A 25,527-nucleotide genomic window follows, 5' to 3' on the forward strand; every position below is an offset into this window, starting at 1 on the left:
ATCACCCTCCTACGCATGCCAAGCCCTGCTCTTGAATAGCACTCAGCGTTCCTTGGCCAATCCCTTTAATGTCCAGCAGTTCTTCGACGCTCTCAAAAGGCCGCTGGTCGATAATCGCCTGCGCATAAGTTTTTCCGATTCCGGAAATTCCCTGTAGTTCTGCGGAAGATGCGACATTCAAATCAATGCAGCGGTTCTCGCCTTCAGTCGGCACGCCTTCCTGTTGGATCTCCACGTTATAGGACTTTCCATCTGTTTTAACAAGAATAGTCCCATTGACGTCTGTTCCATAAACTTTAGCTCCAGCATTTTCCACCGCCGCAATCACCTCTGCATGCGGATGCCCGTAGGAATTATCGTCACCAGCACTGTAAATCGCCACTTCAGGCGTTACCGCTTCCAAAAAGGCAGAACTTGTCGATGTATTGGATCCATGATGTCCCAGGTGCAGGATTTCCGCATCGAGATCCATGCCGCTATCGATCATTTCCTGCTCTTGCTTGATTCCTGCATCTCCTGTGAAAACAAATCGGACATCGCCGTAAGTCATTTTCAAGGAAACCGATTCTTCATTCGCCGAACCGGTAATTTCATCTGGATAGAGCACTTCAATTTTCATGGATCCCACATCAAATACATCACCGCTTCTCGGTTCCACATAATCCGATCCGCTAGCTTCAATGGCTTGCAGCACGTTAAGGAATGTATTGGAACTGCTTGTGTTGCCGGACATCCATACTTCCCCGATCTCAAACTCCCCAATCACCTGAGCCAATTGGCCAATATGGTCAGCATCGGGATGCGTTCCGACCACGATATCAATGTCTTTGATTTCCTGTTGCTTCAAGTAATCCACAGCTTCTTTGGAATTCCAATTTCCTGCATCAATCAACATTGAAAACCCATCAAATTCCAACAATGTGGAATCCCCTTGTCCAACATTGATATAATGCACGGTCAACCCCTCTAAAGCCACTTCTTCTCCCACAGGTTTCTTATTCCCATCTGAATATTCAATGTCTTTAGACTCTTCCACTTTTGCCGGTTCACTTTCCTGATTCGCTTCTGCAGGTTCGCGTTCTTCTTTTGGTTTTTCAGAAACCTCAACACAAGCTGCCAACAAGACCAAAACAACAACTGCCAGTAAAGACCATATCATCTTTTTCAAAAACTCACTCCTCTTTCTTCAGTGAATTTTACCATATGCAAACAGAAATGAAAAAGCAGGGCAAGAGATTCCCTTGCCCTGCATGCTTTGATTTAAGTAGACATATAGTCTCCGCCATTCATATGAAGAAACTGGCCTGTCATATAGGAATTTTGGGGATCGGCCAAAAATACATAAGCTTTTACCAGCTCATAAGGCTGTCCCGGACGCCCTGCCGGAACGTCCTCACCAAAATCTTCACCGACATCGGGATTCAAGCCACCGAAAGTTTTGGTGATCAATGGCGTCCAAATCGGTCCCGGGGCAATGCCATTCACTGCAATTTCCTCGCGTACCAGCCGGCGAGCCAGTGAGCGTGTCATCGCCACCATCGCACCATTGGCCCCTGCATAATCAATCAAATCCGAATGTCCCCGATAAGCATTGATCGAAGCCGTGTTGATGATGCGTGAACCTTTCTTCAAATGAGGAAGAGCCGCCCGTGTCAGATAAAACATCGCGAACGCCTTGATTTCAAAAGTCTTCAGCATTTGTTCATCTGTGATATCAAGCGGAGATGTCTGAGGATACTGATACCCGGCATTATTGACCAGAATATCCACTTGGCCAAATTCCGCTAATGTGAATTGGACCAACCGGTCACAATTCTCCGACTTCCCTAAATCGCCACTTAGCGCTTTGGCTTTTCCTCCATAGCCCTCAATCAAATCGATTGTTTTTTGAGCGCCTTCGTCGTCACCAAGGTAACCGATGACCACTTTTGCGCCTTCTTTGGCATAAGCAATTGCCACAGCCTGACCGATGCCGCTGCTTGCCCCCGTGACAATCGCCACTTTTCCAGCCAGCGCTCCACTGGCTTTATAATCTTTTAAATCGGTATTATCAAACCCTTTATCTTCCATAGTTCCACCCTTTCATGTTCTAATGCACACTGGGGATCTTCGTTAAATGCCAAACATCATCTGAATACTGCTGGATGGTGCGGTCGCTCGAGAAAATACCCGATGCCGCAATGTTCTTGACGCACATTTCCGCCCATTTTTCCGGTTGGGCATAAACCTCCAATAATTGCTCATGCGCTTTGGAATAGCTGCGGATGTCCTTTAATACGAAATATGGATCCCTGTCTTCCAACAGCTGCTCTACAATAAAGTCAACATTCGTTTTTCCTTCTGTCCATTCCCCTTTAACCAACTCTTCCATCAATTGGGCTATTTCCGGATCGGCTTCGATGATGTCTTTCGGATTGTAGGATTGTTCTTTTTCATATTCCATCACCTGTTCTGCACGCATTCCGAAGACAAAAGCATTTTCTTTGCCGACCTGATCGAATATTTCGACATTCGCACCATCAAAGGTACCAATGGTCAAGGCACCGTTCATCATGAGCTTCATATTTCCTGTACCCGAAGCTTCTTTAGACGCTGTCGATATTTGTTCGCTGACATCCGCTGCCGGTATCAGGTATTCCGCTTGCGTGACGTTGTAGTTCTCAACAAAAACGATATGGAGGTGTTTCCTCACCAAAGGATCACTGTTTACTTTCGCAGCAACTGTATTGATCATCTTGATGACTTGCTTTGCAAAATGATAACTTGGCGCCGCTTTTCCTCCAAAAAAGAAGGTGCGCGGATAGGGACGATAAGTTGAATCCCGTTTGATCCGGTCATACAGCATCTGGATATGAAGTATATTCATCAATTGGCGTTTATAGCCATGGAATCGTTTGATGTGAATATCAAAAATAGAATCCGGATCCACAATGACATTCTGATCGCGTTGGAGATGATGGATCAAATGGTCTTTTTTCAAGCTTTTGATTGCTTGGAATTCTTGAAGAAAAGAATGATTTTGAGCAAAATAATGTAATTCTTTCAATCGCTCAGGCTCTTTGATCCATTGCGTCCCAATCGTTTCCGAAATCAATCCGGACAACTCCCGGTTCGCTTTGAGCAACCACCGGCGATGTGTAATGCCATTGGTTTTGTTATGGAACTTGTCGGGGAATTGCTCATTCAGCTCTTTCATTTCACGCTTCTTCAAAATTTCCGTATGCAATTTTGCCACGCCATTCACTTTATAGCTTCCCACTACCGCCAGCACTGCCATTTTAATGATTCCGTTTTCGATGATGGAAAGTTTATGGAAGGATTCTTCATCCATTGTCTGCTGTTCTAAGCTTTCTTTGAAGCGCCGGTCAATTTCTTCGATGATGGAGTAAATTCGGGGCAGCAAAGATTGAATCAATCGGCTGTCCCATTTCTCCATGGCTTCTTCCAGAATTGTATGATTGGTATAGGAAATAGTGCGTGTCGTAATACCCCAGGCCTCTTCCCAACTCAAGGCATGCTCGTCAACCAGAAGACGCATCAATTCCGGAATGGCCAGTGCCGGATGGGTATCATTGATTTGGATGGCGACATTGTCCGGAAGTGTCTCTACAGCAAAATTGCGATAGTTCAAAATGTTTTGGAGCGATGCACTGCAAAGAAAATACTGCTGCTTGAGGCGAAGAATCTTTCCAGCATCCAAAGAATCCTCGGGATACAGCCGGTCAGTGATTTTAGCCGTTTCGCTTTGATAGACTGCGTAATCTTTATTCCCAGGAAATGGCCGATCCGACACTTCCGCCTGCCATAGACGAAGTGTATTGACGGTGCCTCCATTTGCCCCAACTACAGGAAGGTCATAAGGCACGGCCTTGACCCATTCCGCATCCTCCACTTTCACTTTTAAGCCATCCAGTCCCATGACTAATTGGGGATCTCCATAATAAGGGATGTCCACTGCCAATTCCTCGCGCCGAATGTCGACATTGTTTTCTTCCTGTATCCACTGAGTGGGCTGCTCAGTTTGGTAGCCATCAACAAAGTGCTGGGTAAATAAACCGCCTTTATAGCGCAGTCCATACCCATGTCCCGGCAGTTCAAGTGAAGCCAAGGAATCCATGAAGCAGGCAGCCAGCCTTCCCAACCCGCCATTTCCAAGTCCGGGTTCCGTCTCAAGTTCTTCCAATTCGGACAGTTGAAAACCGAGTTCCTCCAACCCTTCTTTGACCAGATTGTAATGATCGGCATTAATGAGGTTTTGCCCTAAGACTCGTCCGATCAGAAATTCAATAGAGAAATAATACAGCTGCTTTTCGCCATTCTCTTTGTACAATTGGCTAGTCCGGTTCCACCGTTCCTGTATCCACTCCTGCATCATTTCCCAAAGTGTTTCGTAGGCCAGTTCCGAAGTCTTTTCCAGTCCCTTGTGTTCCATGCGAGTGACAAAGCTTTGTTTAAACTCTTCTTTGGAAGAAAACATAATTGGCACGCCCCTTTAGATTAGCCTTTCGTAAAGTTTAGCGTATTCCGCCGCAGATCGCGACCAGGAATAATCGCCTTCCATCCCATTTTTTTTGATGGCTTCCCAATGCTCTGGCTGCTGATAAAAAGATAGGCAGCGGTTCAAGGCTACATCATAGAGCTCATCCTGTTGAAAGTCGCTTAAGAACCCATTTCCGCTCTTCAAGCTTTCATCGTATTCAATAACCGTATCTTTCAACCCCCCGGTTTTGTTGGCCACAGGAACAGTTCCATAACGCATCGATATCAACTGGCTCAAGCCACAAGGTTCAAAATGAGAAGGCATCAAAAAGATGTCGGCCCCGGCATACAACAAATGGGCGAACGCTTCATCAAAACCGACATGGACATAAACTTTAGTGGGAAAATCAGCCGCCAGTTTCTTGAAAAACTGTTCATACTTCTCTTCACCTGAACCCAGCAATACAAATTGAACTTCTTGTTCCTCTAATAAAGCAGGAAGCACCTCTTGCAGAACATCAATCCCTTTTTGCCCTGCCAACCTGGAGATCATGGTCAACAAAGGTACATCTCCACGTTCCGGAAGGCCCGCCTTCAATTGTACTGCCCGTTTGTTGACTTGCTTCTCTTCCAAGTTCATGACGTCAAACTCCCGTTCAATGGCCAGATCCGTTGCAGGGTTGTAGACCCCGGTATCGATGCCATTCAATATACCGATCAAGTCCTGCTCTTTTTCCTGCAACAAAGTATGGAGCTTCTCGCCGTAAAACTCCGTCAAGATTTCATTTCGGTAAGTAGGGCTGACTGTCGTCACTTTGTCTACATAGGAAATGCCCGTTTTCAAGGCATTAAAGTTACCTTTCCAAGACACAATCCCTTCGTCATAATAATGCTCCTCCATCTCAAAGTTCTCCAGGAATGTCTGTTTGGAGAACTTCCCTTGAAATTGCAGATTATGGATCGTCAAAACAGTTTTTGCTGCTTGGACGGACGCGTACCGTGGATCTTCCTTCAGCAAAAATGGAATGGCAGCGGTATGCCAGTCATGGACATGAACCACATCCGGCGGCTGCTGTTCGCGCTGAACGATTTCCAGTACGGCCCGGTTGAAAAAAGCATAGCGCTCGGCATCGTCTGGCTGTCCATAAATCTGATCTCTTTTGAAGTAGCTATCATTTTCCACGAACAGAAATTCCACTCCGGCCTGATTATATTGAAAAACGCCAAAAGTCTTTTGATGCCCCTTGAAACTGAATTCAACCGATTCCTTCAAAACGAATTCTGCGGTGTATTCTTCGGCAATCAAACTGTATTTGGGGATGACGACCATGATTTCATGGCCTAATCTGCTGAGTTCTTTCGGCAATGCTCCCATCACATCCGCCAGTCCACCAGCTTTTGCGAAAGGTGCGCATTCTGCTGCTGCCATAATGATTTTCATCGTAAATCCTCCTTGGTGACCGTCTCCCCTTTACGCAAAACAATTGGCTGCTCAGCGGTTCCATGCAGCTCAACCCCTTCACCGATATAGACATCTTTATCCGCAATAACATAAGACAGATTACAATTTTCTTCAATCACGCATTTCTGCATGATGATGCATTTTTCTAAACGTGCGTTTTTCTTGATGTACACGCCACGGCTGATGATGCTGTCCGCCACTTCACCCATGATGGTGCTTCCGTTCGCAATCAGTGCCCGCCTAACTTTGGATCCCGCAATATACCGTGTTGGAGGCTCATCCTTCACCTTGGTATAGATCGGACGGTCTGGAAGAAACAGCTGCTTTCTGTTTTCTTCATCCAGCAATGCCAATGATGCCTGGAAATAACTTTGGACGGAATCAATGATGGCATAATACCCTTCGTATTCATATTGATTGAATGTATAGGGGCTCTTCTTCAAATTCACAACATCTTCCACACTCACGACGTTTTTTTCGCGGTGGGTCTGGATTAATTCAACCAACAGATCTTTGGATAAAATATATTTTTTTAACGAAACCCCATCAATCACAGCTTCCGTAATATCTGCACCCGATTGGATGTGGTTGTCCAGCATATCTTTAACGTCCAGTTGATTGATGACAAAACCATTACTGACGATTACATGGGGCTGAATACTTTTTGTAAAAAACTGCATATGCTCTTCCAGACCCGCAAAAGCTCCAACAGTGGATAACCCTCCATCCCGCTGAGTAATCGGCAGGAAAAACAGTCCGTTTTTTCTTCTATCTAAATCCCAGCTCTTACCCACACCAATATGGTCCAGCAAAGAAGCAAACGGATAGGATGGAAAGACGCCAACTGTAGTGACCCCTGAATTGACAAGATTTGATAATGGAAAGTCAATTAACCGGTAACGTCCGGCAAAAGGAATGGATGAAACGGCCCGGTGTATTGTTAAATCCTGCAGCCCTTCTTTTTTTACAGACGTATCAATTACAGCCAATAACTTCATTTTCCGACACGCTCCTTCCATTCATCCATCTGTTCTTGTGTCAACAAGACCACTTCTCCTTCTTTTTGCTGGAGAAGTTCAAACCCTTCAGGCACATCTAACTTCGGCGGTACAATGACCCGGCTAAGTTTTGCGTCTTTACGGATTGTAGCCCCGCTCATGACCACACTTTCCGATACGGAGGCTCCTTCTTCAATTGTCACATTCTGAAAGATGACGGACTTGAACACTTCCCCGGAAATGACGCACCCTTCATTTACCATGGATTCTTGGACATTGCCTGTTTCATTGATGACTTGTGGAGGCAGCTGCGGATTCGAAGAATAAATACGCCAGCCCGGGTCATGAAGATTCAATCCTGCATTCAAATCGAGCAAGTCCATGTTCGCTTCCCAAAGGCTTTCAACCGTCCCCACATCTTTCCAATAACCTTTAAAAGGATAAGCCACCATCTTTTGCTTTTTATCGAGCATAGCTGGCAAGATATCTTTGCCGAAGTCATGGCTCGATTCTTCATCTGCGTTATCCAATTTCAAGTATTCCTCCAGGACGTTCCAATTAAAGACGTAGACCCCCATCGAAGCCAAATTGCTTTTCGGATTTTCCGGTTTTTCATCAAATTCCTCAATATTCATTCCATCATCAACGTTGACGACTCCAAAACGGCTGGCTTCTTCCCACGGCACTTCCAACACGGAAATCGTGACATCCGCCTGATGCTCTTTGTGGTAGTCAATTAAAGCCTCGTAGTCCATTTTGTAAATATGGTCCCCTGATAAAATCAGCACATATGCCGGGTCACAGGACTTTAAAAAACTGATGTTCTGGTAAATGGCACTCGCTGTTCCTGCGTACCATTTAATGCCATCGATTTCTGCATAAGGCGGAAGCATGGTTACTCCGCCGCTCCGACGGTCCAAGTCCCAGGGTGTTCCCAAGCCGATATATTGATGCAGTACGTGTGGTTGGTATTGCGTTAACACGCCAACCGTCTCAATTCCCGAATTCGTGCAATTGGATAACGGAAAATCGATGATCCGATATTTCCCGCCAAATGGAAGCGCGGGCTTGGCTATCGTATAAGTTAAGGACTTTAACCGGCTTCCTTGTCCACCGGCCAACAGCATTGCGATTACTTTATCGTTCATCTTGCTCCACTCCCATCTTTTTTTGTTTCCATACAGTCATGGTGAATGCAGGCAAATCCATCTCCACTGAATACGGCAAATCATCATATGGGATATCCGCCGCTTTAATTGCTGCTTTTTGATACTCATATCCGCTTGAAAAAATCCCTTCGTATTCTGCGCTTTCCGGAACCCCCAATTTAAACTTTTCATAATGGCGGTCAGAGAAGTTACAGACAACGATGCACTCATCCTGTGGCAGATATCCTCTGCGAATAAAAGCAGCCACGCTTTGTTCATGATTATCTGCATCTATCCAGGTGAAGCCATCCGGATGGTCATCCAATTCAAAAAATGCTTTTTCGGTTTTATAGAAAGCCAGAAGATTTTTTGTAAACTCCGCCATTTTTCTATGCTCTTCGGTTTCCAGTGATGGCCAATCCAATTCGGGTTTAAATTCCCATTCCTCGAAGTGGCCGAACTCCTGGCCCATGAACAGCAATTTCTTTCCCGGATGGGCAATCCAAAAACCGAGCAACAGCCGCAACTGCAGAAAACGTTCATCCAGTGTCCCGGGAAGTTTGTTCAATAAAGAGCCTTGGCCATTCACCACTTCATCATGGGAAAGTGCCAAAAGATAACGTTCTTCGTATTGATATACCAAGGAAAAATTCATCTTTTGATGGACTTCGGAACGTTTGGAAGGCTGCGTTTCCATGTAATCCAATGTGTCGCGCATCCAGCCGAAATTCCATTTATAATGAAAGCCGACGCCGCCTTCTGAGACATCATGCGTCACTTTTGGGTAATGCCAGGCATCTTCTGCAATCAACAGCGCTTCCGGATAGAATTCCTTTAAACTATTCGTCAGTTTCCGGAGAAAATCAGTTCCTTCGGGATTATGGGGCCGTTCTTCTCTGTTGGGGATAAACAGCAGACACACCAGTGCATCCATTCGGAATCCATCAAATTTAAATTCATTCATCCAGTAATGGGCGCTTGATAGCAGAAAACTGACGACTTCTCCTTTTTGGACATCGAAATTCAATGTCCCCCAGTCCGGATTGGCGCGCCGTTCCAACCGTTCTTCTTCGTATAAGGGACCTCCGTTGAAAAGAGCAAGTGCATGCTCATCGACACAAAAATGTCCGGGTATCCAATCCAAGATGAGTCCGATTTTATTTTCAGCGCATTTGGCGATAAAGTATTTCAAATCATCTGCAGTTCCATATCGGCTGGTTGGCGCAAAATAACCGGTTGTCTGATATCCCCAGGATTCATCCAAGGGATGCTCTGTTATCGGCAGAATTTCTATATGGGTAAAGCCCATTTCTAAAATATACGGAATCAGTTCCGAAGCCAATTCCCGGTAATTCAGAAACCCGCCTTGGGCAGTACGTTTCCAAGTTCCGATATGTAATTCATAAATCGCCATCGGTTTTTCACGATGATCTTTATTTTGGATTTTTTTTCGTTGTAAAACCGTTTTTGACCAGCTGTGTTTGGATACCGGAGCGATTACTGATTTAGTATTGGGTCTCAGTTCGCTGGCCTGAGCATAAGGATCAGATTTCCGAAACAACACCCCATTCGACATTTCAATAATATATTCATATGAATAACCGATCATTTTATGGGGAATGTGTACTTGCCAAACTGTTGCATCCTGGGGATGCTGTTCCATTTGATAAACTGCTTCCTCCATATTTTCAGGATTTGTACAGGCTACCGCCACATGGGAAACATTCGGGACCCAAAGAACGAACCGTGTCCCCTCCCCATTGGCATGTGCCCCAAAGTACAGGTAGGCATCTTGCATGAGACCAGCATGGAAAGCTTCCAGCTTTTCCTGCGTAAGCAGACTTTGCAGCTCATTCATCTTCACACCTCCAAAATTTTTACAGTTCCGCGTCTCTTTTAATTCTACATAAGCCATGTAAATCCCTTGTTAAGAATGATAATTATTCAAATATTTCGTTAAATTGAAATAGCTTTCGACCCTTCTGTTCGAAATGTTTACACATTTCTTTTCCCATATACCCTTGTTTGAAGGAAGAATATCCACTAGGCTTAGGAGGATATCTGTTTATTGAAAGAGAGGCTAAGATTCGTGCCAAAATATAGAGGACTTTTACTCGCTTTGCTGCTTACCCTGTTTTTAGCTGCATGCAACCAGGGGATTGAAGACCCCCTTGAATGGGAAATAGAAGATTTTACGTTCACTAATCACAATAACGAAGAATTTGGATCGGCCGACCTGAAAGGCGAAGTCTGGCTTGCTGATTTTGTTTTCACCAACTGCACCACCGTCTGTCTCCCGATGATGGCGAATATGACTGATTTGCAGGGACAATTGGAAGCTGAAGGGTTGGATGTACAGATTGTTTCATTCAGCGTGGATCCAACGTTCGACCAGCCGGAAACTTTAAAATCTTATGCTGAGAATTACGGGGCCGACTTATCCAGTTGGAACTTGTTGACAGGCTACAGCCCACAGGAAATCGATGAATTTGCTGTGGATAATTTCCAGACTTTGGCCCGGAAACCTGAAAATGATGACCAAGTCATTCATGGCACATACTTCTACTTGGTGAATCAGGAAGGCGTCATCATGAAATCGTATGATGGATTAAATCCGCCAGTTGAAGAAATTTTGTCGGATGCGGAAATCCTGCTGACGGAGGAATAAAAAATGAAGCGAAGAAAAATCTGGATAGTTGTGCTGCTCCTTGCCGCTGCTGTTTTGCTGTTGCTCTTTTTCATGCCAAGAGAAAACGTTCCGGCACCTGAAAGCCGCGTCATCCTGGAGCATTCGTTCCGTACCTACATTGCCCCTTCCTGCTTTGAAGAGGCTGATGCCACCAACTTCCTGGAAGAATCGACGCTCGCAAAAGCTCAGGAGCTGGAGTATCCACCGCATTCTTCCTGCACAGAAGAAGCTTTCGAAGGCAATCGGGACAGTGGATTTATCCGCTTGATGAAAGAATTAGGCGTCATGGAAAAAGAATCGAAAGATTGGTAAGAAAAAAAACAGACAGAGAATTTTCTCTGTCTGTTTTTCTTTTACTTGATCACTTTGACACACACTGGAGCAGTGGTTTGGACAATTTGTTCAACTGTACACGGTGCGCCTGAATGTCCCATTTTCAAAGCTGCAAGTGTATGGGAGTTTTCATTGGCCACCACCATCCAGTTGTTGCCGGGAATGACAGCGAAGTGCCTCGGTCCTTCACCTCCTGATCCGGTTAACCCCAAGTTCTCCAGAGTTCCGTTGTCTTGAATGGCAAATGAAGCTATGCTGTCGTGGCCTCGGTTCGATGCATAGACAAAACGGCCATTACTGGAAACAGCAACTTCTGCGCTGGTGTTCGGCTCTTTGTAGCTGTCAGGCAATAACGGCAGCAGTTGCAAAAATTCCAATTGCCCTTCCTGACTGATTCGATAGACCATAAGGGTGGAATTTATTTCATTTAATGAATAGACCAGCGGCTTTGTAGGGTGGAAGCATAAATGGCGGGGACCGGCACCCGGTTCTGTTTGGACCTTGTATTGAAACGTCAATTCCCCATTACTGGAATCCATTTTATAAGTAGAGATGGTGTCCGTCCCTAAATCGGATACCAAAAATAAATTTTTCCCAGGCATCTGTATGACGGAATGCGGATGGGCTGCATCCTGACGTTCCCTATTCGGGCCAGAGCCTTCATGCTTTACCGAATGCGCCAGTTCCCCGATTGCTCCGTCGGAGTGGAGCGGATGAACATTTACAGTAGCGCCTGAGTATGTAACGGACAATAGCCATCTTCCGGTTTCATCGATGGTGACATGCGCCGGATGGTCTCCATTGGAAGATTGCCGGTTGATTTCCATTATTTTTCTTGAAACTGGATGGATCCAGTAGCTCACCAACTCGCCATTCCCCACTTCACTTGTTGCAACAAAGCTTGTGCCGTTGGGATGGACAGCGATAAAAGAAGGTCGTTCAATACCCGGTACGCCCACCAATTCTATCATTTCGCCGGTACCGTCTTCGAATTCCCATAGTTTAATGCCTGGTTCTTGTTCTGATGAATACGATCCTGTCAGCAGGTAGCTGGTTGCCATCAAATTCCTCCTCGACTTTCTAAAGTAAATTATACAACTGCTGAACACCCTGAAGAAAAGCACCTCTAAAAAGAAACTTCCCAACCAAAGTTACATAATTTCAAATTCCCGTGAATTTCCGGTGCAGATGAGGTAAAGTAAGCTATGAAACCTGATCAGTCCATAACATGAGAAAGAGGGTTGCCAATGAGAAATTTCGGTTTATCCATCCGTGAAAAAAGCATTGTGTGCATCGGTTTTATGGGAGTTGGAAAAACAACTGTCGGAAAATTACTTGCCCAAAAGCTTTATCGCAGTTTTGTAGACATCGATGCAGAGATTGAAAAGGAATTCGCTATGCCGATTCCGCAAATATTCGAAGTTTACGGAGAGCAGGCATTTCGCGCCAAAGAAAAAGAATTGATTGTGAAATACAGTCAGCAGCCATTGAATATCATTTCTGTTGGCGGCGGTGCGTTTCTGCAAAAAGAAATTCAGGATATTTGTATGGCCAACTGTATCGTCCTATTTCTCGATATTTCTTGGGAGTCGTGGAAAGACCGTGTCCACATTCTCATTGACAACCGGCCATTGTTAAAAGAACGTTCTCTTGAAGAGATTGAAACGCTGTTTCTTGAGCGGCAAACCATTTATTCGTTAAACCACTCTAAATTCCAAGTAGACAATTTCAAAGCTGAAGAAGCTGCCGATTATTTAGCAGATGCCTTGAAGTTGTCCTGGGAAATCCATGCACCTCAACCACAGTGAAACTCAAAACCGCCATCCTTGTATGGCGGTTTTTTATTGGACACTCATTCCGTTATCCCCTCTTTCATTTCAATTTTCAGTTATTTCGATTATACGCCATCGATTATTAGCTTTCAATTTCCACTCTGATTAGCTTGTCAAAATCCTTCATAAATGAATGAGCGTCTGGATGAACAATTGGACCATAATATAAAAAGCTATTGCGAACTTCAAATTGAATCGGAGGCCGTTCTGAATTCCGCTCAATCCATTGATGCTGCTCAAAATAATCACCGGCATAACGAAGGGCGACAAGATGATAGAAATGACGCTTCCGGAAGTTACAGCCAACACCACCAATTCAGGCGGATACGGAAATGGAATTGCTTCTAAGACTCCTGTCACCAATACAATAACCGGCAAGGGCCCCAACCCGATAAAGCCCAGTAAAATGACAATGAATGGGACCAGGAAAAGGATATTCAGTACCGGAACAACGTCTGTCAATAAATTCATGCCGCTGATGACATAATCACCGACATTTGATTGATTTAAGGCATAAATCAGTAAACCCGCCGCGATTAAAATACTGAATTGCTGAGCTTGTTTAGCAATGCCCGCCGAAAAATAGTATCGGGTTTCCACCACAAGATTAGAGGATTTTTTCTTAAATAGAAAATAAAATAAGGTCCATCCCAGAATCACCAACGGAATAGTCAACAAAAATTCCAATCCGGTTAGTTCATGGACAAGGAAAATGGTGCCAAACAAAGAAACGAAAAGGAAAACGAATTCCGCAACATCCTTGTTCCACTTCCCTTGATTCCGTGAATTCTTCAGAGCCTTATCGATCTCCTGCTTCAGAACCAAAGAAAAGTCCACTCCGTATTTCTTTTCCTGGTAATACGAAAAGATGACCGACAAGAAAGTACCTGCCAAGGCAAAGACGAATCCGAGTGCCATCGATTTCCATAGCGTCGCTTCCAGCGCCTCCACAGCAAAAATGAAACTCGGAATGCTGATGACCCATAAGGTCGAAAGCCCAAAGCCTCGCAGGATTGCGGTTCCTTTGAAATTTTCCCAGGCTTCGTCTTTGTGTTCCTTCAAAAAGGTATCGATAAAACGATACATCATCGGAACTGAACCAAACAGAAGAAAATGGGAGATGACTTGTGTCATCGCCATGAGTCCAAAATAGAATTTCTGGCTTTTGTTCAGGAAATTATGTGCGAAACTCATGATTTCTTCTATATACGGCTCTTCTTTCAGAACCCAACTGATCATCGGCACAATCAGCAGCAATCCGATCAGGCTCCTCATTTGCTGCAATGCCTGAATCAAATCGGCTCCAAAAGAATTGCTCGTCGCATACAATACGAGCAACGCCATCAACATCAGAAACAATTGCAATTGAATTTTCTTGAAAGGCAATAGCAGCAATGCCGACAATAAGACCAAGACGCCGACAGCAGAAAGCAGCAGGCTTAAAGCCGCGTTTTCATAAAAGTATGTAATAAAATGCAATAAAGCGTAGATAGAAACTGTAAATATAAATCCTTTAACGGCAAACCGATTCACTTCAGATCCTCCTCTCGGCTTTTTTTACCCTGTTTTTATTTTAAGGCGGGAAGTGCAAAAGGGTGCACCCTACGCCTTCCCAATATTTTTTGTTTTCAGTAAATATGTGATATGCTCTGAGATAACAATGAATTATACAGCAATTCCTTCCGGAAAACCGATTGTATTTCATTGAGCAAAGCGTTTCCCTGTTCTAAGAGTTTGGCCTATCGACATAGTGTTATAACAGTATTGGAGGAATTAGGAGTGGGAGTAACAAGAAGCTTTTTCATTGCGTTATCCAAAAATCAGGCGTTAAACAGCGGTGCTAAAAAATGGGGCTTGAAATTGGGTGCCGGCAAAGTTGTTGCGGGAACTGACATCAACAGTATGATGCAGTCGGTAAAGGAACTAAATGCCAATGGAATCGGTGCCACTATCGATAATCTCGGTGAATTCGTAAGGACCAAAGAGGAAGCGATTCAAGCTAAAGAGGCCATCCTGGAAACGTTGGAAGCCATTCAAGTCTACGGTGTGAACGCTCATATGTCTGTTAAATTAACACAAATCGGCCTCGACGTCGATTTCGCTTTTTGCTTGAAAAATATTCAGGAAATCGTGGCAGCTGCTGCCCGCTATGATATTTTCATCAACTTGGATATGGAGGACTACGCCCATCTTCAGCAAACACTCGATATTCTCGAAGCCTTGCTGAAGGATTACGACAATGTCGGGACTGTCATCCAAGCTTATTTATACCGATCCGAAAAGGACATTGAAAATCTGCAGAATGTCCGTCTCCGTCTCGTAAAAGGGGCTTATAAAGAAAGCGAAGAAGTCTCTTTGCAAGACAAAAAAGAAATTGATGACAACTACCTGAAACTGATTAAAATTCACCTTCAATCTTCGGGATATACATCCATTGCGACGCATGACCATCATATTATCGAAGAAGTTAAAGCTTTTGTAAAAGAAAAGAACATTCCTTTGAACAGCTTTGAATTCCAGATGCTTTATGGCTTTCGGACAGAAATGCAAAAAGACCTGGCAAAAGAAGGTTATTCTTTCACTACCTATGTCCCTTTTGGCCAAGACTGGTACGCTTATTACATGAGACGGCTGGCTGAACGCCCTCAAAATATCAACTTGGCATTGAAAAGTTTCGTTTCCAAATAACAGAAAGCACCTCCAGGTTTTCTGAAGGTGCTTTCTGTTATTTCTATATGATGGCCACTTGCTACTTTTCTCTTTGGCCACTTCCATGTTTCTTTAATCCACGTTTTTTACTTGAATTGGCGGCAGGTTCCGCTGAAGATTTTTTCTTTGGCTTTCATATTGCTCTGGCAGCATTAAAGCTTCGCCGAGTGCTTCAGGTGATTCATCAATCGCGAATCCTGGTGGATCGGTCGCAATTTCAAATAGAAGATCTCCGTATTCGCGGAAATAAACGGCATTAAAATAATTTCGGTCCTGGACCGGAGTTACGCCGAGTCCATAGGCTTCCACTTGCTCTTTCCACTCCAATTGGTCTGCATCATCTTGTGCCCGCCATGCAATATGGTGAACCGTCCCAACACCCATCTGCCCTGTACCGACTCGGGACAATTTTACATCAATCAGGTTGCCAAGGTCACTTGCAGCGCGGAAGCGCATTAAATCATCTTCTTCGCCGATTTTTTCAAGGCCCATGACCGTCTCCAGCAATTCAGCCGTTTTCTCTGCATTGGCTGTATACAGTGTGGCTCCGCCAAATCCTTTAATGGCCACATCTTTCGTCACTTCGCCGATTTCCCACGTGTTCGGTTCTCCATCCTGCCGTTCAACCAGCTCCAGATGCAGGCCATGTGGATCATCAAAACTTATATACTGTTCTCCAAAACGGGTTTCTATTAAAAACGGAACTTTGAATTTTTCCAGTCTCTTTTGCCAAAACACTAAAGCGCCAGATGGAACTGCATAGCTTGTCACGCCTACTTGGCCATCACCGATTTTCCCTTTATAGGCATTTCCCCACGGAAAGAAGGTGATGATGGTGCCGGGTTTCGCCGTTTCATCTCCAAAGTACAAATGATAGGTGTCCGGATCGTCAAAGTTTACTGTTTTCTTTACCAGCCGCAATCCCAATACTCCTGCATAAAAATCTACGTTTTCCTGTGGATCTCCAACAATTGCTGTAATATGGTGAATTCCCATTGTTTGTTTTGACATTCTGCTGCACTCCTTCGTCTTACTTTATATCTACGTACTTATCTTATCACTTCATTATCTCGAACTAAAGATATCTCTTCTGATTTCTTAGAGCGATAAGACACAGCAAAATTATTTCGGCAGATTGTCTTCATGCTTCTCCAGATCTTTTTGCTTATTATCTTTAACTTTCTCCAAATATTCCTGAGTTTCTCTTTTGTCTCCTTCAATTTCTTCTTTGATCTGTTTTTCTTCAGCCGGAGAAATATTCGACTTTTTCTGTTCTTCTTCAATTTGTTCTTTTTGCTGTTCTTTAACTTCTTCTATTTTTTCCATATCCTCTTGGTAATCTTCTTCTACTTCAGAAGTAGACGGTAGGAATGGCTCGTTATTAAAGTCGGTTCTTCTGCCGTATCGGAACATTTCATAAATAATCAGTCCGTTATTCGGCATACCGTTTGCAGTTTTCATCGGCACAATATCAAATACTACATAATAAAAGGCGTAAAAGACAAAGCGGTCCCAAAACGTCGCATACTCTTCAATTATGCCATTTGCCAACAGGGCATTTATGATTAAGGCTACAATCATATTCACTAAAATTGGGCCTGCATACAACGATACATAGGCAAACTTTCCTTGTCTTTTCAGTGAGTCGTAAGAAAACCAACTGTATAAATGGTAGTATCTCCGGATATCAAACATTCCAATCTTAACGATACGCGGTCCTGACCCAATCGTCATTCTTGGATTCTTTACTCCCAATATCAAACTCATCACTAAATAACCCGATTCTCTCAAAAAAACAACAATTGGTAAAATAATAAATGCAGAAATGATCAACGATATTAAATCGGCTAATCCAAACATCCGCTCACTCCTTTCGAAAGCCTAAAAAAGCCTTACCCGATTGAATACCCTTTTTGTATTACATACCCGTCTTTTAAACATTACAAATATATTTCTTTTTGATGAACTTAATTCTTTGGTCCCTGTCTTTATTCGTGTTAGCATAGCTATTATATAAAGACGCTGGACAATATAGCAGGCAATAGAACACCAAATTTATTCTTGACGGATCGATTATCACCTTGACACCATCAATGAAAATTCACTTTAAAGGATGAATCGTGTGAGAGCTAAACCCAGAACTTGGACTCAAAAAAATTGGATCGCTTCTGCCTCTCTGGTCGCGCTTATGTTTGCCGTCATCATTTTTGAGGAAATTAATGCTTCTTCCGATGCTTCAGCATCCCTTCAACTTTCGGGTTCTGCTGTTTTCAGCCCTCCTCCTGATATCAATGAAATCACTGAGCGGGTTAAGATCGTCAAAAACTTGGCGTACAGTGATTCAGACAATAGCTTTTTGGATATCTATCACCCTGAAAACGCTACTGCATCCATGCCGGTCATTTTATGGATTCACGGTGGCGGGTATGTCGGCGGATCCAAAGACAGCCGCCAGGATTATGCGCTGGCATTAGCAGATGCCGGTTATGTAGTAGCGAATATCGATTATGCATTAGCACCAGAAGCCCTTTATCCAGGCCCTGTGCTGCAGGCCAACCAGGCTCTTGCTTATTTGCAGCTTCACGCTGCTGAATATGGCGGTGACATGGAACGGGTCTTTGTAGGAGGCGATTCTGCAGGGGCGCAAATTGCCAGCCAGGTGGCAGCGCTGGTATCAAATGTTGAGTTAGCTGAAACCATGGCCATCCAACCAGCCATTGCCAATAGCCAACTGCAAGGAGCATTGCTATTGTGTGGCCTATACAATTTAGACACTGTACGAGCCACTGCTTTTCCAAATATCGATTATTTTTTGACAGCTTATACAGGGGCTGAACCTTTTGAATCTTCTCCCAAAATCGATGAACTTTCCACAGTCCAGCATATCAGCCCTGAATACCCACCGGTTTTCATAACAGTCGGCGATGCAGACCCATTCGTTTCCCAGTCCATTGAACTGGTTGAAGTTTTGAAAAACAATCAAGTTCAATTCAGCTCCGTCTTTTTTGAAGGAACCCAGAAAAACCTGAAGCACGAATATCAATACGATTTAAATACGGAAGATGCACAAGACACATTTAAGAAAACCCTTCAATTTCTTTCTGTGCACAGCAAATAAAAAATGAGCAAACCGCAATTAAGCGGTTTGCTCATTTTTATTTTCACCCTTGATTCATTGCGCTTTCTTTCACCACAGGAGCAGTTGCACGCTGTCGCTTTTTAGAAGGAAGCATATTGAACAGGATGTTCAAGACAATAGCTGTAACACTGCCGGCTACGATCCCATTGCTTGTCAAAATCTGAACGCTTGAAGGCAACTGGACAAACAATTCAGGAACTACTGTAACTCCCAGGCCGATTCCGACAGAACAGGCGATGATCATGGAGTTTTCTTGTGAATCCGTGATAATGGTGCTGAGCATTTTAATGCCTTGCGCGATAACCATGCCGAACATCGCAATCATGGCGCCGCCAAGAACTGACGGCGGGATGATTGTCGTGACCGCTGCGATTTTCGGAACAAATCCAAGCGTAATCAGCATGATTCCTGTAATCAAAATGATTTTTCGTGATTTGACGCCCGACATCTGAATCAGCCCCACGTTTTGTGAAAATGCTGTGTACGGGAAGGAGTTGAATATTCCTCCAAGTACAATGGCTAACCCTTCTGCGCGGTATCCTTTTGCCAAATCCTTTTCCTTGAGTTTCTTTTTCGTGATATCACCAAGTGCAAAGTAAACGCCGGTCGATTCGACCAATGACACCATGGCCACCAGAATCATCGTCAGGATGGCTGGCCATTCAAACGTCGGCGTTCCGAAATAGAAAGGCTCAACCATGTGAAAGTACGAAGCATCAGCGATAGGAGAAACATCCACCTTGCCAAGAAAAGCAGCAGCTACAGTGCCGACAATTAACCCCAACAGAATAGAGATCGCTCTGAGAAAACCTGTAGAAAAACGGTACATGATGACAATGAACAATAACGTTCCGAAAGCCAGACCGATGTTGGCAAGAGAACCAAAGTCACTAGCTCCCTGTCCTCCACCCATGTTATTGATGGCTACTGGAATGAGCGTAATACCGATAATGGTAACGACGGTTCCTGTAACAACTGGTGGGAAGAAGCGCACGAGGCTGCCGAAAAATCCGCTGATCAACACAACAAACACTCCGGAAACAAGAATCGCCCCGTAAATGGCGGAAATGCCATATTGGCCACCGATTGCAATCATCGGCCCAACGGCAGTAAATGTGCAGCCAAGCACAACAGGAAGCCCGATACCGAAGAACCGGTTGCTCACGATTTGAAGAATGGTCGCGACTCCACAAAGAAGAATATCAATTGCGACCAGGTACGTTAATTGCTCTGGCGTCAGACCAAGAGCTTCTCCCACGATTAATGGAACCAATACGGCTCCTGCGTACATAGCCAATACATGCTGGAATCCTAAAGCCGTTTCTCCTAAAGCTTTCTTCATTGAATGTTTGCCTCCTCATAAAAGGACACGCTGCCATTTTCCAAAGATGAAATATTCGCTAAGGTTTCAATACGGATGCCGCGTTCACGCAGCAACTTGCCGCCTGGCTGGAACCCTTTCTCGATGACGATGCCAATGCCTGCCAGTTTGGCGCCCGCTTGTTCAACGATGTCCAATAAGCCCAGCGCCGCTTGCCCGTTAGCTAGGAAATCATCCATGACCAGCACGACATCCTCTTTTTTCAAAAAGTCTTTTGATACGGAAATATCATTGGTTTCATTTTTCGTAAATGAATGGACACTTGCAGTGTACATGTGGTCAACCAATGTCAACGACTTGCGTTTTCTGGCAAATACCGCCGGTACGCCTAAGACCAGTCCAGTCATCATCGCTGGAGCAATCCCTGAAGATTCCAGTGTCAGGATTTTTGTAATGCCGTCTTCTTTAAAGCGTGAAGCGAATTCTTCTCCAATTGCCTGCATCAACGGCGGGTCAATTTGGTGATTTAAAAATGAATCTACTTTTAATACCGATTCCGACAAGACTTTGCCGTCCGATATGATTTTATCCTGTAATTTCTTCATGCTGTCAGCTCCTCTTCTGTCACGGCTGAAGGCAAGAAAAAAAGCCCTCAGAACGTGCATCCATCCATAACCATGAGTGGAGCAATGTCCTTCGAGCTTAAAATTCGAAAGGAAACAAAAAGAAATAAACGCCAAAAAGACGCATTTCCTGTGCTTCGTTGCTTCTCATAGTCAGTTCGTTTACGGCAAACCGGTAGAAACTTGCGGGCCATATCCCCGCGATTATATGAGTGAATCGTATTTGAATGGTCTTATTATAGCACGCTGTTTCCACTTTTCAAGAGATGCTTCTGTTAAATAAGTATTCCGTTTATTCAGACAAAATATTATTTATCTTTTTCTTCCCAAAGGTGTTTAGCCAATTCCTGGCGGATCGCTTCTGGAATCTTTTCAGATTTCTGGCTGTCCAAATCATAATTCACATAAACGGCCGTGTTCCGTGCGCAAAGATTTCCTTCCTGGTAAAGTTCTTCGTATAATTCCAGGCTGCTGTTGCCGATTTTCTTGACCCATACATTCACTGCCACGTCTTTGCCAAAATAGATTTGTCCCGTGAATTCCAAGACAGTCTTGACGATGACCATTTTCCACTTCGCAAAATCATGGTCGGGTGTGAACAAATCGAATAAGGGATTTCTGGCTGCTTCAAACCATACCGGCAAGGTTGTATTGTTGATATGGCCCACACCATCCGTCTCTGAAACCCTTGGCGTCAATATCGTTTTATACATTGGCTTCCTCCTTCATTGTCAGGCAGCTCTCTAGACTGTCACTCTAATTTCCTGTCCGTATTTTTCAGTTTCACTGTTGCAGGACCATACTAAAAAAAGATGGCACCCATTCGGCATCCATCTTTTTCATTTCAATTGTTGATGTACTTTTCAAATACATCGCCAAAGTCTTTGACATGGTATTGGTTGCGGACAGATGTCATCCAGGTAAAACCAAAATCGGTCAGCTTCGAATACTGATCGCTTAATGCCACATCACCCGATCTTGAATTCTGCAGAACCGTCACCGCTTTTTCCAGGCTGTCGTTGGCCATATTGATGATGATTGCATTTTCATGGGTATGTTCAGCGATTCTTAAAAGCGATTTATACAGGTCTGTCAAACGCTCCGCCTGCTGTTTTTGGACATCAATCTTAAAAGGAATCGACCCTACAGTAAACGCAAGTTCAACATCTAAATCGATCTTGCCCGCAGTTTCAAGAACAACATTTGAAATGCTGTACTGAGAATATGGATAGCGTCTCAACGTACGTTTTGAAGACATCGCACTTTCTCCATCGACATGGATGATGGCCAAATTAGTGAAGCAATATTCATCCGCTTTTGTTTTGATCAGAAAATAGATTTTCTCTCCATCTTCAGTCATGACATAATCATCAGAATCCGTTTTGTCAAAATCCTGCGGGTCAATTATTTTCCCAATATCCGATAATCCAAGTGCTTCAGAAGCCATTTTTTTAAACATCTTACCAATTCCCCTTTGTCCATAAAATGATGATGCTTAAAATAATTTTATCAAACCTCAGCTAAAACATCACCATTAAAAGGAAATTAATTTTATCAGCTTCCAATAAGAGGATGCTTCTCACTTTTCATGACTTTGCTTAAGACGCTCATCGGTCCGATCCACTTTATATGTGAATTCCACTTCGGCCGTTTTCCCCGAAGGGATGCGGACTCGGAATTCAAGTTCATTTGACTGCTTTACTTCGTAATCATGTGTAGATGATTCCATCTGCCAAATCCGCTCAGGTATTCGATGGCTGACATCGATCCGAACATTCTCCGCCTTTTGGTTCTTTATTTTATAAACATGCGTGACATAGTCAAAATGTCCGCGTCTGTCGCGCTTTTTCTCCCAGTTTTTACTGATGAGATCAAACGCATCTCCAATCACCAAGGATAGTTTCTGTTCGGCTGCCACATGGTTAATCGCATTTTCTCCGATAAACTCCATTTCACCGTCCTGGTCTTGTTCATATACTTTGAGCAATCCCTTAGGCAAGGGCATGCCCAAGTTATTGGCTTCCGTATTATCAAATTCAAGAATGACTTTTACTTGTTTGCTTCCAGTTTCCACTTTGTAAAGCTTACGAAATGCTGCATTCCCCACTTTCAGGAAACTGATTTGTTTGGTCTGTTCCCTTATGATGGTTATTGCCCGTTCCATGCTGTAAGCATGATAATCGGCAAAGCCATGTTCTTCAAATGCCGAATCAGGTTCCTCTGCTTTGGCAAACAGTCTGATTGACTCATTCAGTGGATAGGCATCTGCAAATCGGTTCACCTTTCCGGAAGCCAATTTTAGCCGGCTATCGAAAAAATCCATCCCGCTATTGTTGGAAAGTTGAATCCAGCCTGAAAAAACCAGCTTAGAATCGCGGATTTCCGCCACATAATTTGCTCGCCATTCCAAGCCTTGAGTCAAATAAGAAATTCTCGCTTCTGTGTCTGTTTCAATAGGCGCTATTTTCCAAACCAGAGTCGGTTTTGTCAATAACCCCTCCGGCAGCGCCGGAAGAATCAATTGGCCAACAGGGTCAATTACGATTTCCTTTGTATCGACCCGTTTCCCAATAATACTGCCTGTCACACTGAGAAGCCGGATTTGCATCTCTTCCCCCAACTCCGCATTCCTGACAGTCAACACTTCATCAATGTATTTCTCCAGGAGTTTTTCCTTACTGATCAAATCGCAGTCATAACTTTGTTCGAGTACGTGAAGCCCATCAACCAAGACGGAATCCGCCTCAATCCGTGAAGCGATATCCATAAACTGAACTTCCTCCAATTCATGGTTTCCTGGAATCATTCGTGTCTCTTTGACTAAGGCGAATCCATCGTTGTAAACAGTCAAACTTAAAGCTGTCTGTTGCTGGCGCGTTGATTGGAATTTCATACGGACCTCTCCCTTTCAAGAACCTGTTTTGACCATAACTAGATTCACCAAAAGAACTCGCTTGCACAAAAAGGCGGGACATGGCTCTGCAAGATCCACAGATGGAATTTGTCAGTTCAATCGGTAGCGCGTCCAAAATACTGTTTTAAATAGGCAATAGTTTCCAAACGGCATTGTTCTGTTAAAGGCGACTTTCTGGGATGAACCAAATCGCCATACAGCAACTCATCCAAAAACCTCAGTTCTTCTTCGTACCATTGGTTTTGTTGATGATCGTAAACTTCAGCCTTTATGTAGATCGCTGTTCCTTGTTCAATAAAATCTGTGACCCTGATTTCATTTTTCATATTCGTCCCTCCCGTTCATCCGTTTCTGCTGTTAACGGGACTTTTCCAGATGAACCATGAGATTTTTCCATTTCTTTCGTTCTTCGCTGTTCGGATCATGGACGAGCACATTCTCCCGATTAAAAATCATGACGGGGCGGTGTTCCAAATTATAAGCCCTCCACTCCGGCAGTTTCGGCGCATTGGGATTGCCGCTTCTGGCAAATCTGATCCAGGAATGGTGTATTTCTTCCGCCAGTTTGTGCCGTTCCTCCGAGTTCCCGGTCAACCGCTCGGTGCCTTCTTTAGATAATGTGTTCCAGACAAACGGAAGCTCCAGGCTATGGCAAGCTTTCAGCTCTCCTCCAAAAACCGGCGTCTCCCAGTCGAAACGATACATCCAAACAGGAGCACCCTGCTTAGCCTGCAGTTCTGCAAGCTCCAGCGCGGGAAATGTAAATAGGCTCATCGTCATCAGCTTATCGTAAATGTTTTGGTTCAATTCTTCTCCATTTAGCAAATACTGTGAAATTCCCAACCAGTTAAGGCCAAATGATTTCCTCTTGATCCCCTTGTTTCCAACGAGGGTCAAAAAAGCTGAAGAGCCGGTATTCATCTTTATTTGTGCCAATCAGTACCGGCATATCTTTAGCTATCCCTTTGGCAAGTGCCTGCTCAGGGTGTACTGGAAGCAAATCGCCTTCTATAACTGGAACCAGGCTCATCGCCGGAAGCAAAGCAGCCGTATCCACTAATTGCTGCGCTGGAATCTCCCTGATTTTGTCTACTTCTCCATGCCCGATGTTCAATGCAGCCAAAAGACGGCTGCTGACTTTTTCCGCAATGGAAGAACTGAGGACATTTGCTGCTGCCCCACTTTGCAGGATTGCCTGTTGGAACAGCCCTTTTGCCTTGGGAATCGCCATTAGGACCCCTATGCTCATCGCACCGGCAGATTCCCCGAAAACCGTTACCCGGTCCGGATCTCCACCGAACTTTTCAATATTGTCCTGAACCCATTGAAGTGCAGCCAGTTGATCCAAGATGCCACAATTGCAGGAACCCGAAAAGTCAGCACCTCCGATGCCCCCTAAATGCAAAAATCCAAGAGCACCCAGACGGTAGTTGAAAGTGACAACGACAACGTCTCCTTCAGTTGCGAAAGAACTGCCGTCATAGGTTTTGCTGGATCCGGCACCAGTAGTAAAAGCCCCGCCATGGATCCATACCATAACCGGACGGCGATGGTTATCAGCTGCTGGCGACCAAACATTCAAGTACAAGCAATCTTCACTGGTGTTGTCTGCTCGATTTCCTAAAAACTCCATGATGCCATTGCTGGCTTGTATAGCTGATGGTCCGAATAGAAGGGCTTCGCGCACTTCCGACCACGGCTCCGGCGGCTGAGGTGCCCGAAAGCGACGGTTGCCGGTAGGCGGCTTCGCATAGGGGATGCCTTTCCAAACAATGACATTGCCCTGTTGCTGGCCTCGCAGCTTTCCGTAAATACTTTCAACAATGGTCCCTGGCATAATTTCCTCCCCTTACTGATGATGCTTTGACACCTATATTCTA

General features: G+C 44.3%; 24 protein-coding genes and 1 riboswitch. Of the genes, 5 read left to right on the forward strand and 19 right to left on the reverse strand.

Features of this window, described 5'->3' with window-relative positions; translation table 11 throughout:
- Position 1: 1 nt before the first annotated feature.
- The 7 genes from QMA04_RS12855 to glgB form a co-directional block, all read right to left on the reverse strand.
- Complete coding sequence (locus QMA04_RS12855; protein WP_290186483.1) at positions 2–1,159, reverse strand: MBL fold metallo-hydrolase; 1,158 nt, start codon at positions 1,157–1,159, stop codon at positions 2–4.
- A gap of 101 nt (positions 1,160–1,260) precedes the next feature.
- Positions 1,261–2,070 carry an SDR family oxidoreductase gene (locus QMA04_RS12860; RefSeq protein ID WP_290186209.1) on the reverse strand — a complete coding sequence of 270 codons (810 nt, stop codon included), beginning with the start codon at positions 2,068–2,070 and terminating at the stop codon, positions 1,261–1,263.
- Positions 2,071–2,089: 19 nt separating this feature from the next.
- Positions 2,090–4,477, reverse strand: a complete 2,388-nt coding sequence (locus tag QMA04_RS12865; RefSeq protein WP_290186211.1) for a glycogen/starch/alpha-glucan phosphorylase — start codon at positions 4,475–4,477, stop codon at positions 2,090–2,092.
- A 15-nt stretch (positions 4,478–4,492) separates the two neighbouring features.
- A complete protein-coding gene (glgA, locus tag QMA04_RS12870) occupies positions 4,493–5,920 on the reverse strand; it encodes a glycogen synthase GlgA (protein ID WP_290186213.1) in 1,428 nt (475 codons plus the stop codon).
- Positions 5,917–6,939, reverse strand: a complete 1,023-nt coding sequence (locus QMA04_RS12875; protein ID WP_191715369.1) for a GlgC family sugar phosphate nucleotidyltransferase — start codon at positions 6,937–6,939, stop codon at positions 5,917–5,919. The genes glgA and QMA04_RS12875 overlap by 4 nt, the downstream gene beginning before the upstream one ends.
- Positions 6,936–8,087 (reverse strand): glucose-1-phosphate adenylyltransferase, encoded by a 1,152-nt coding sequence (locus QMA04_RS12880; protein WP_290186216.1) that lies wholly within the window; start codon positions 8,085–8,087, stop codon positions 6,936–6,938. The genes QMA04_RS12875 and QMA04_RS12880 overlap by 4 nt, the downstream gene beginning before the upstream one ends.
- Positions 8,077–9,945 carry a 1,4-alpha-glucan branching protein GlgB gene (gene glgB, locus QMA04_RS12885; protein ID WP_290186219.1) on the reverse strand — a complete coding sequence of 623 codons (1,869 nt, stop codon included), beginning with the start codon at positions 9,943–9,945 and terminating at the stop codon, positions 8,077–8,079. The genes QMA04_RS12880 and glgB overlap by 11 nt, the downstream gene beginning before the upstream one ends.
- 231 nt (positions 9,946–10,176) lie before the next feature.
- On the opposite strand from glgB, the gene QMA04_RS12890 reads away from it, so the two are divergent.
- Together QMA04_RS12890 and QMA04_RS12895 are read left to right on the forward strand one after the other, a co-directional pair.
- Positions 10,177–10,755 (forward strand): SCO family protein, encoded by a 579-nt coding sequence (locus QMA04_RS12890; RefSeq protein WP_290186221.1) that lies wholly within the window; start codon positions 10,177–10,179, stop codon positions 10,753–10,755.
- Positions 10,756–10,758: 3 nt separating this feature from the next.
- Entirely contained in the window at positions 10,759–11,088 is a 330-nt protein-coding gene (locus QMA04_RS12895) for a hypothetical protein (RefSeq protein WP_290186223.1), read from the forward strand.
- Positions 11,089–11,129: 41 nt separating this feature from the next.
- On the opposite strand, the gene QMA04_RS12900 is transcribed toward QMA04_RS12895, so the two are convergent.
- Positions 11,130–12,170: a lactonase family protein gene (locus tag QMA04_RS12900; RefSeq protein WP_290186225.1), complete on the reverse strand. Its 1,041-nt coding sequence runs from the start codon at positions 12,168–12,170 to the stop codon at positions 11,130–11,132.
- Between the two features lie 186 nt (positions 12,171–12,356).
- Here QMA04_RS12900 and QMA04_RS12905 point away from each other — a divergent pair, with 186 nt between their 5' ends.
- Positions 12,357–12,917, forward strand: coding sequence for a shikimate kinase (locus QMA04_RS12905; protein WP_203340581.1), 561 nt, complete (start codon positions 12,357–12,359; stop codon positions 12,915–12,917).
- Between the two features lie 147 nt (positions 12,918–13,064).
- On the opposite strand, the gene QMA04_RS12910 is transcribed toward QMA04_RS12905, so the two are convergent.
- Complete coding sequence (locus tag QMA04_RS12910; RefSeq protein WP_290186228.1) at positions 13,065–14,474, reverse strand: hypothetical protein; 1,410 nt, start codon at positions 14,472–14,474, stop codon at positions 13,065–13,067.
- 246 nt (positions 14,475–14,720) lie between these two features.
- On the opposite strand from QMA04_RS12910, the gene QMA04_RS12915 reads away from it, so the two are divergent.
- Positions 14,721–15,629, forward strand: a complete 909-nt coding sequence (locus tag QMA04_RS12915) for a proline dehydrogenase family protein (protein WP_290186229.1) — start codon at positions 14,721–14,723, stop codon at positions 15,627–15,629.
- A gap of 93 nt (positions 15,630–15,722) precedes the next feature.
- Here QMA04_RS12915 and QMA04_RS12920 read toward each other — a convergent pair whose 3' ends face one another.
- On the reverse strand, positions 15,723–16,661 hold the full coding sequence (locus QMA04_RS12920; RefSeq protein WP_290186230.1) for a ring-cleaving dioxygenase: 939 nt from the start codon (positions 16,659–16,661) through the stop codon (positions 15,723–15,725).
- 111 nt (positions 16,662–16,772) lie between these two features.
- A complete protein-coding gene (locus tag QMA04_RS12925) occupies positions 16,773–17,510 on the reverse strand; it encodes a hypothetical protein (RefSeq protein WP_290186231.1) in 738 nt (245 codons plus the stop codon).
- Positions 17,511–17,763: 253 nt separating this feature from the next.
- Here QMA04_RS12925 and QMA04_RS12930 point away from each other — a divergent pair, with 253 nt between their 5' ends.
- The gene (locus QMA04_RS12930; protein WP_290186232.1) at positions 17,764–18,768 is read left to right on the forward strand and encodes an alpha/beta hydrolase; all 1,005 of its coding nucleotides are present in this window, start codon (positions 17,764–17,766) and stop codon (positions 18,766–18,768) included.
- Between the two features lie 43 nt (positions 18,769–18,811).
- Here the strand turns inward: QMA04_RS12930 and QMA04_RS12935 are convergent, their stop codons facing one another.
- The 8 genes from QMA04_RS12935 to QMA04_RS12970 form a co-directional block, all read right to left on the reverse strand.
- Positions 18,812–20,131 (reverse strand): nucleobase:cation symporter-2 family protein, encoded by a 1,320-nt coding sequence (locus QMA04_RS12935; protein ID WP_290186233.1) that lies wholly within the window; start codon positions 20,129–20,131, stop codon positions 18,812–18,814.
- Complete coding sequence (locus QMA04_RS12940) at positions 20,128–20,715, reverse strand: xanthine phosphoribosyltransferase (RefSeq protein WP_290186235.1); 588 nt, start codon at positions 20,713–20,715, stop codon at positions 20,128–20,130. The genes QMA04_RS12935 and QMA04_RS12940 overlap by 4 nt, the downstream gene beginning before the upstream one ends.
- 148 nt (positions 20,716–20,863) lie before the next feature.
- A riboswitch (purine riboswitch) is annotated at positions 20,864–20,965 on the reverse strand.
- A gap of 76 nt (positions 20,966–21,041) precedes the next feature.
- Entirely contained in the window at positions 21,042–21,446 is a 405-nt protein-coding gene (locus QMA04_RS12945; protein ID WP_191715355.1) for an acyl-CoA thioesterase, read from the reverse strand.
- Positions 21,447–21,577: 131 nt separating this feature from the next.
- Complete coding sequence (locus tag QMA04_RS12950) at positions 21,578–22,192, reverse strand: PH domain-containing protein (RefSeq protein ID WP_191715354.1); 615 nt, start codon at positions 22,190–22,192, stop codon at positions 21,578–21,580.
- Between the two features lie 120 nt (positions 22,193–22,312).
- On the reverse strand, positions 22,313–23,626 hold the full coding sequence (locus QMA04_RS12955; protein ID WP_290186237.1) for a DUF4139 domain-containing protein: 1,314 nt from the start codon (positions 23,624–23,626) through the stop codon (positions 22,313–22,315).
- A 116-nt stretch (positions 23,627–23,742) separates the two neighbouring features.
- Entirely contained in the window at positions 23,743–23,973 is a 231-nt protein-coding gene (locus QMA04_RS12960; RefSeq protein WP_191715352.1) for a hypothetical protein, read from the reverse strand.
- Between the two features lie 31 nt (positions 23,974–24,004).
- The gene (locus tag QMA04_RS12965) at positions 24,005–24,454 is read right to left on the reverse strand and encodes a carboxylesterase family protein (RefSeq protein ID WP_290186240.1); all 450 of its coding nucleotides are present in this window, start codon (positions 24,452–24,454) and stop codon (positions 24,005–24,007) included.
- 40 nt (positions 24,455–24,494) lie between these two features.
- On the reverse strand, positions 24,495–25,484 hold the full coding sequence (locus QMA04_RS12970; protein WP_290186242.1) for a carboxylesterase/lipase family protein: 990 nt from the start codon (positions 25,482–25,484) through the stop codon (positions 24,495–24,497).
- Between the last annotated feature and the right edge of the window lie 43 nt (positions 25,485–25,527).

The organism is Planococcus sp. APC 3900 (assembly GCF_030407735.1).
GTDB classification, from domain to species: Bacteria; Bacillota; Bacilli; order Bacillales_A; family Planococcaceae; genus Planococcus; species Planococcus notacanthi.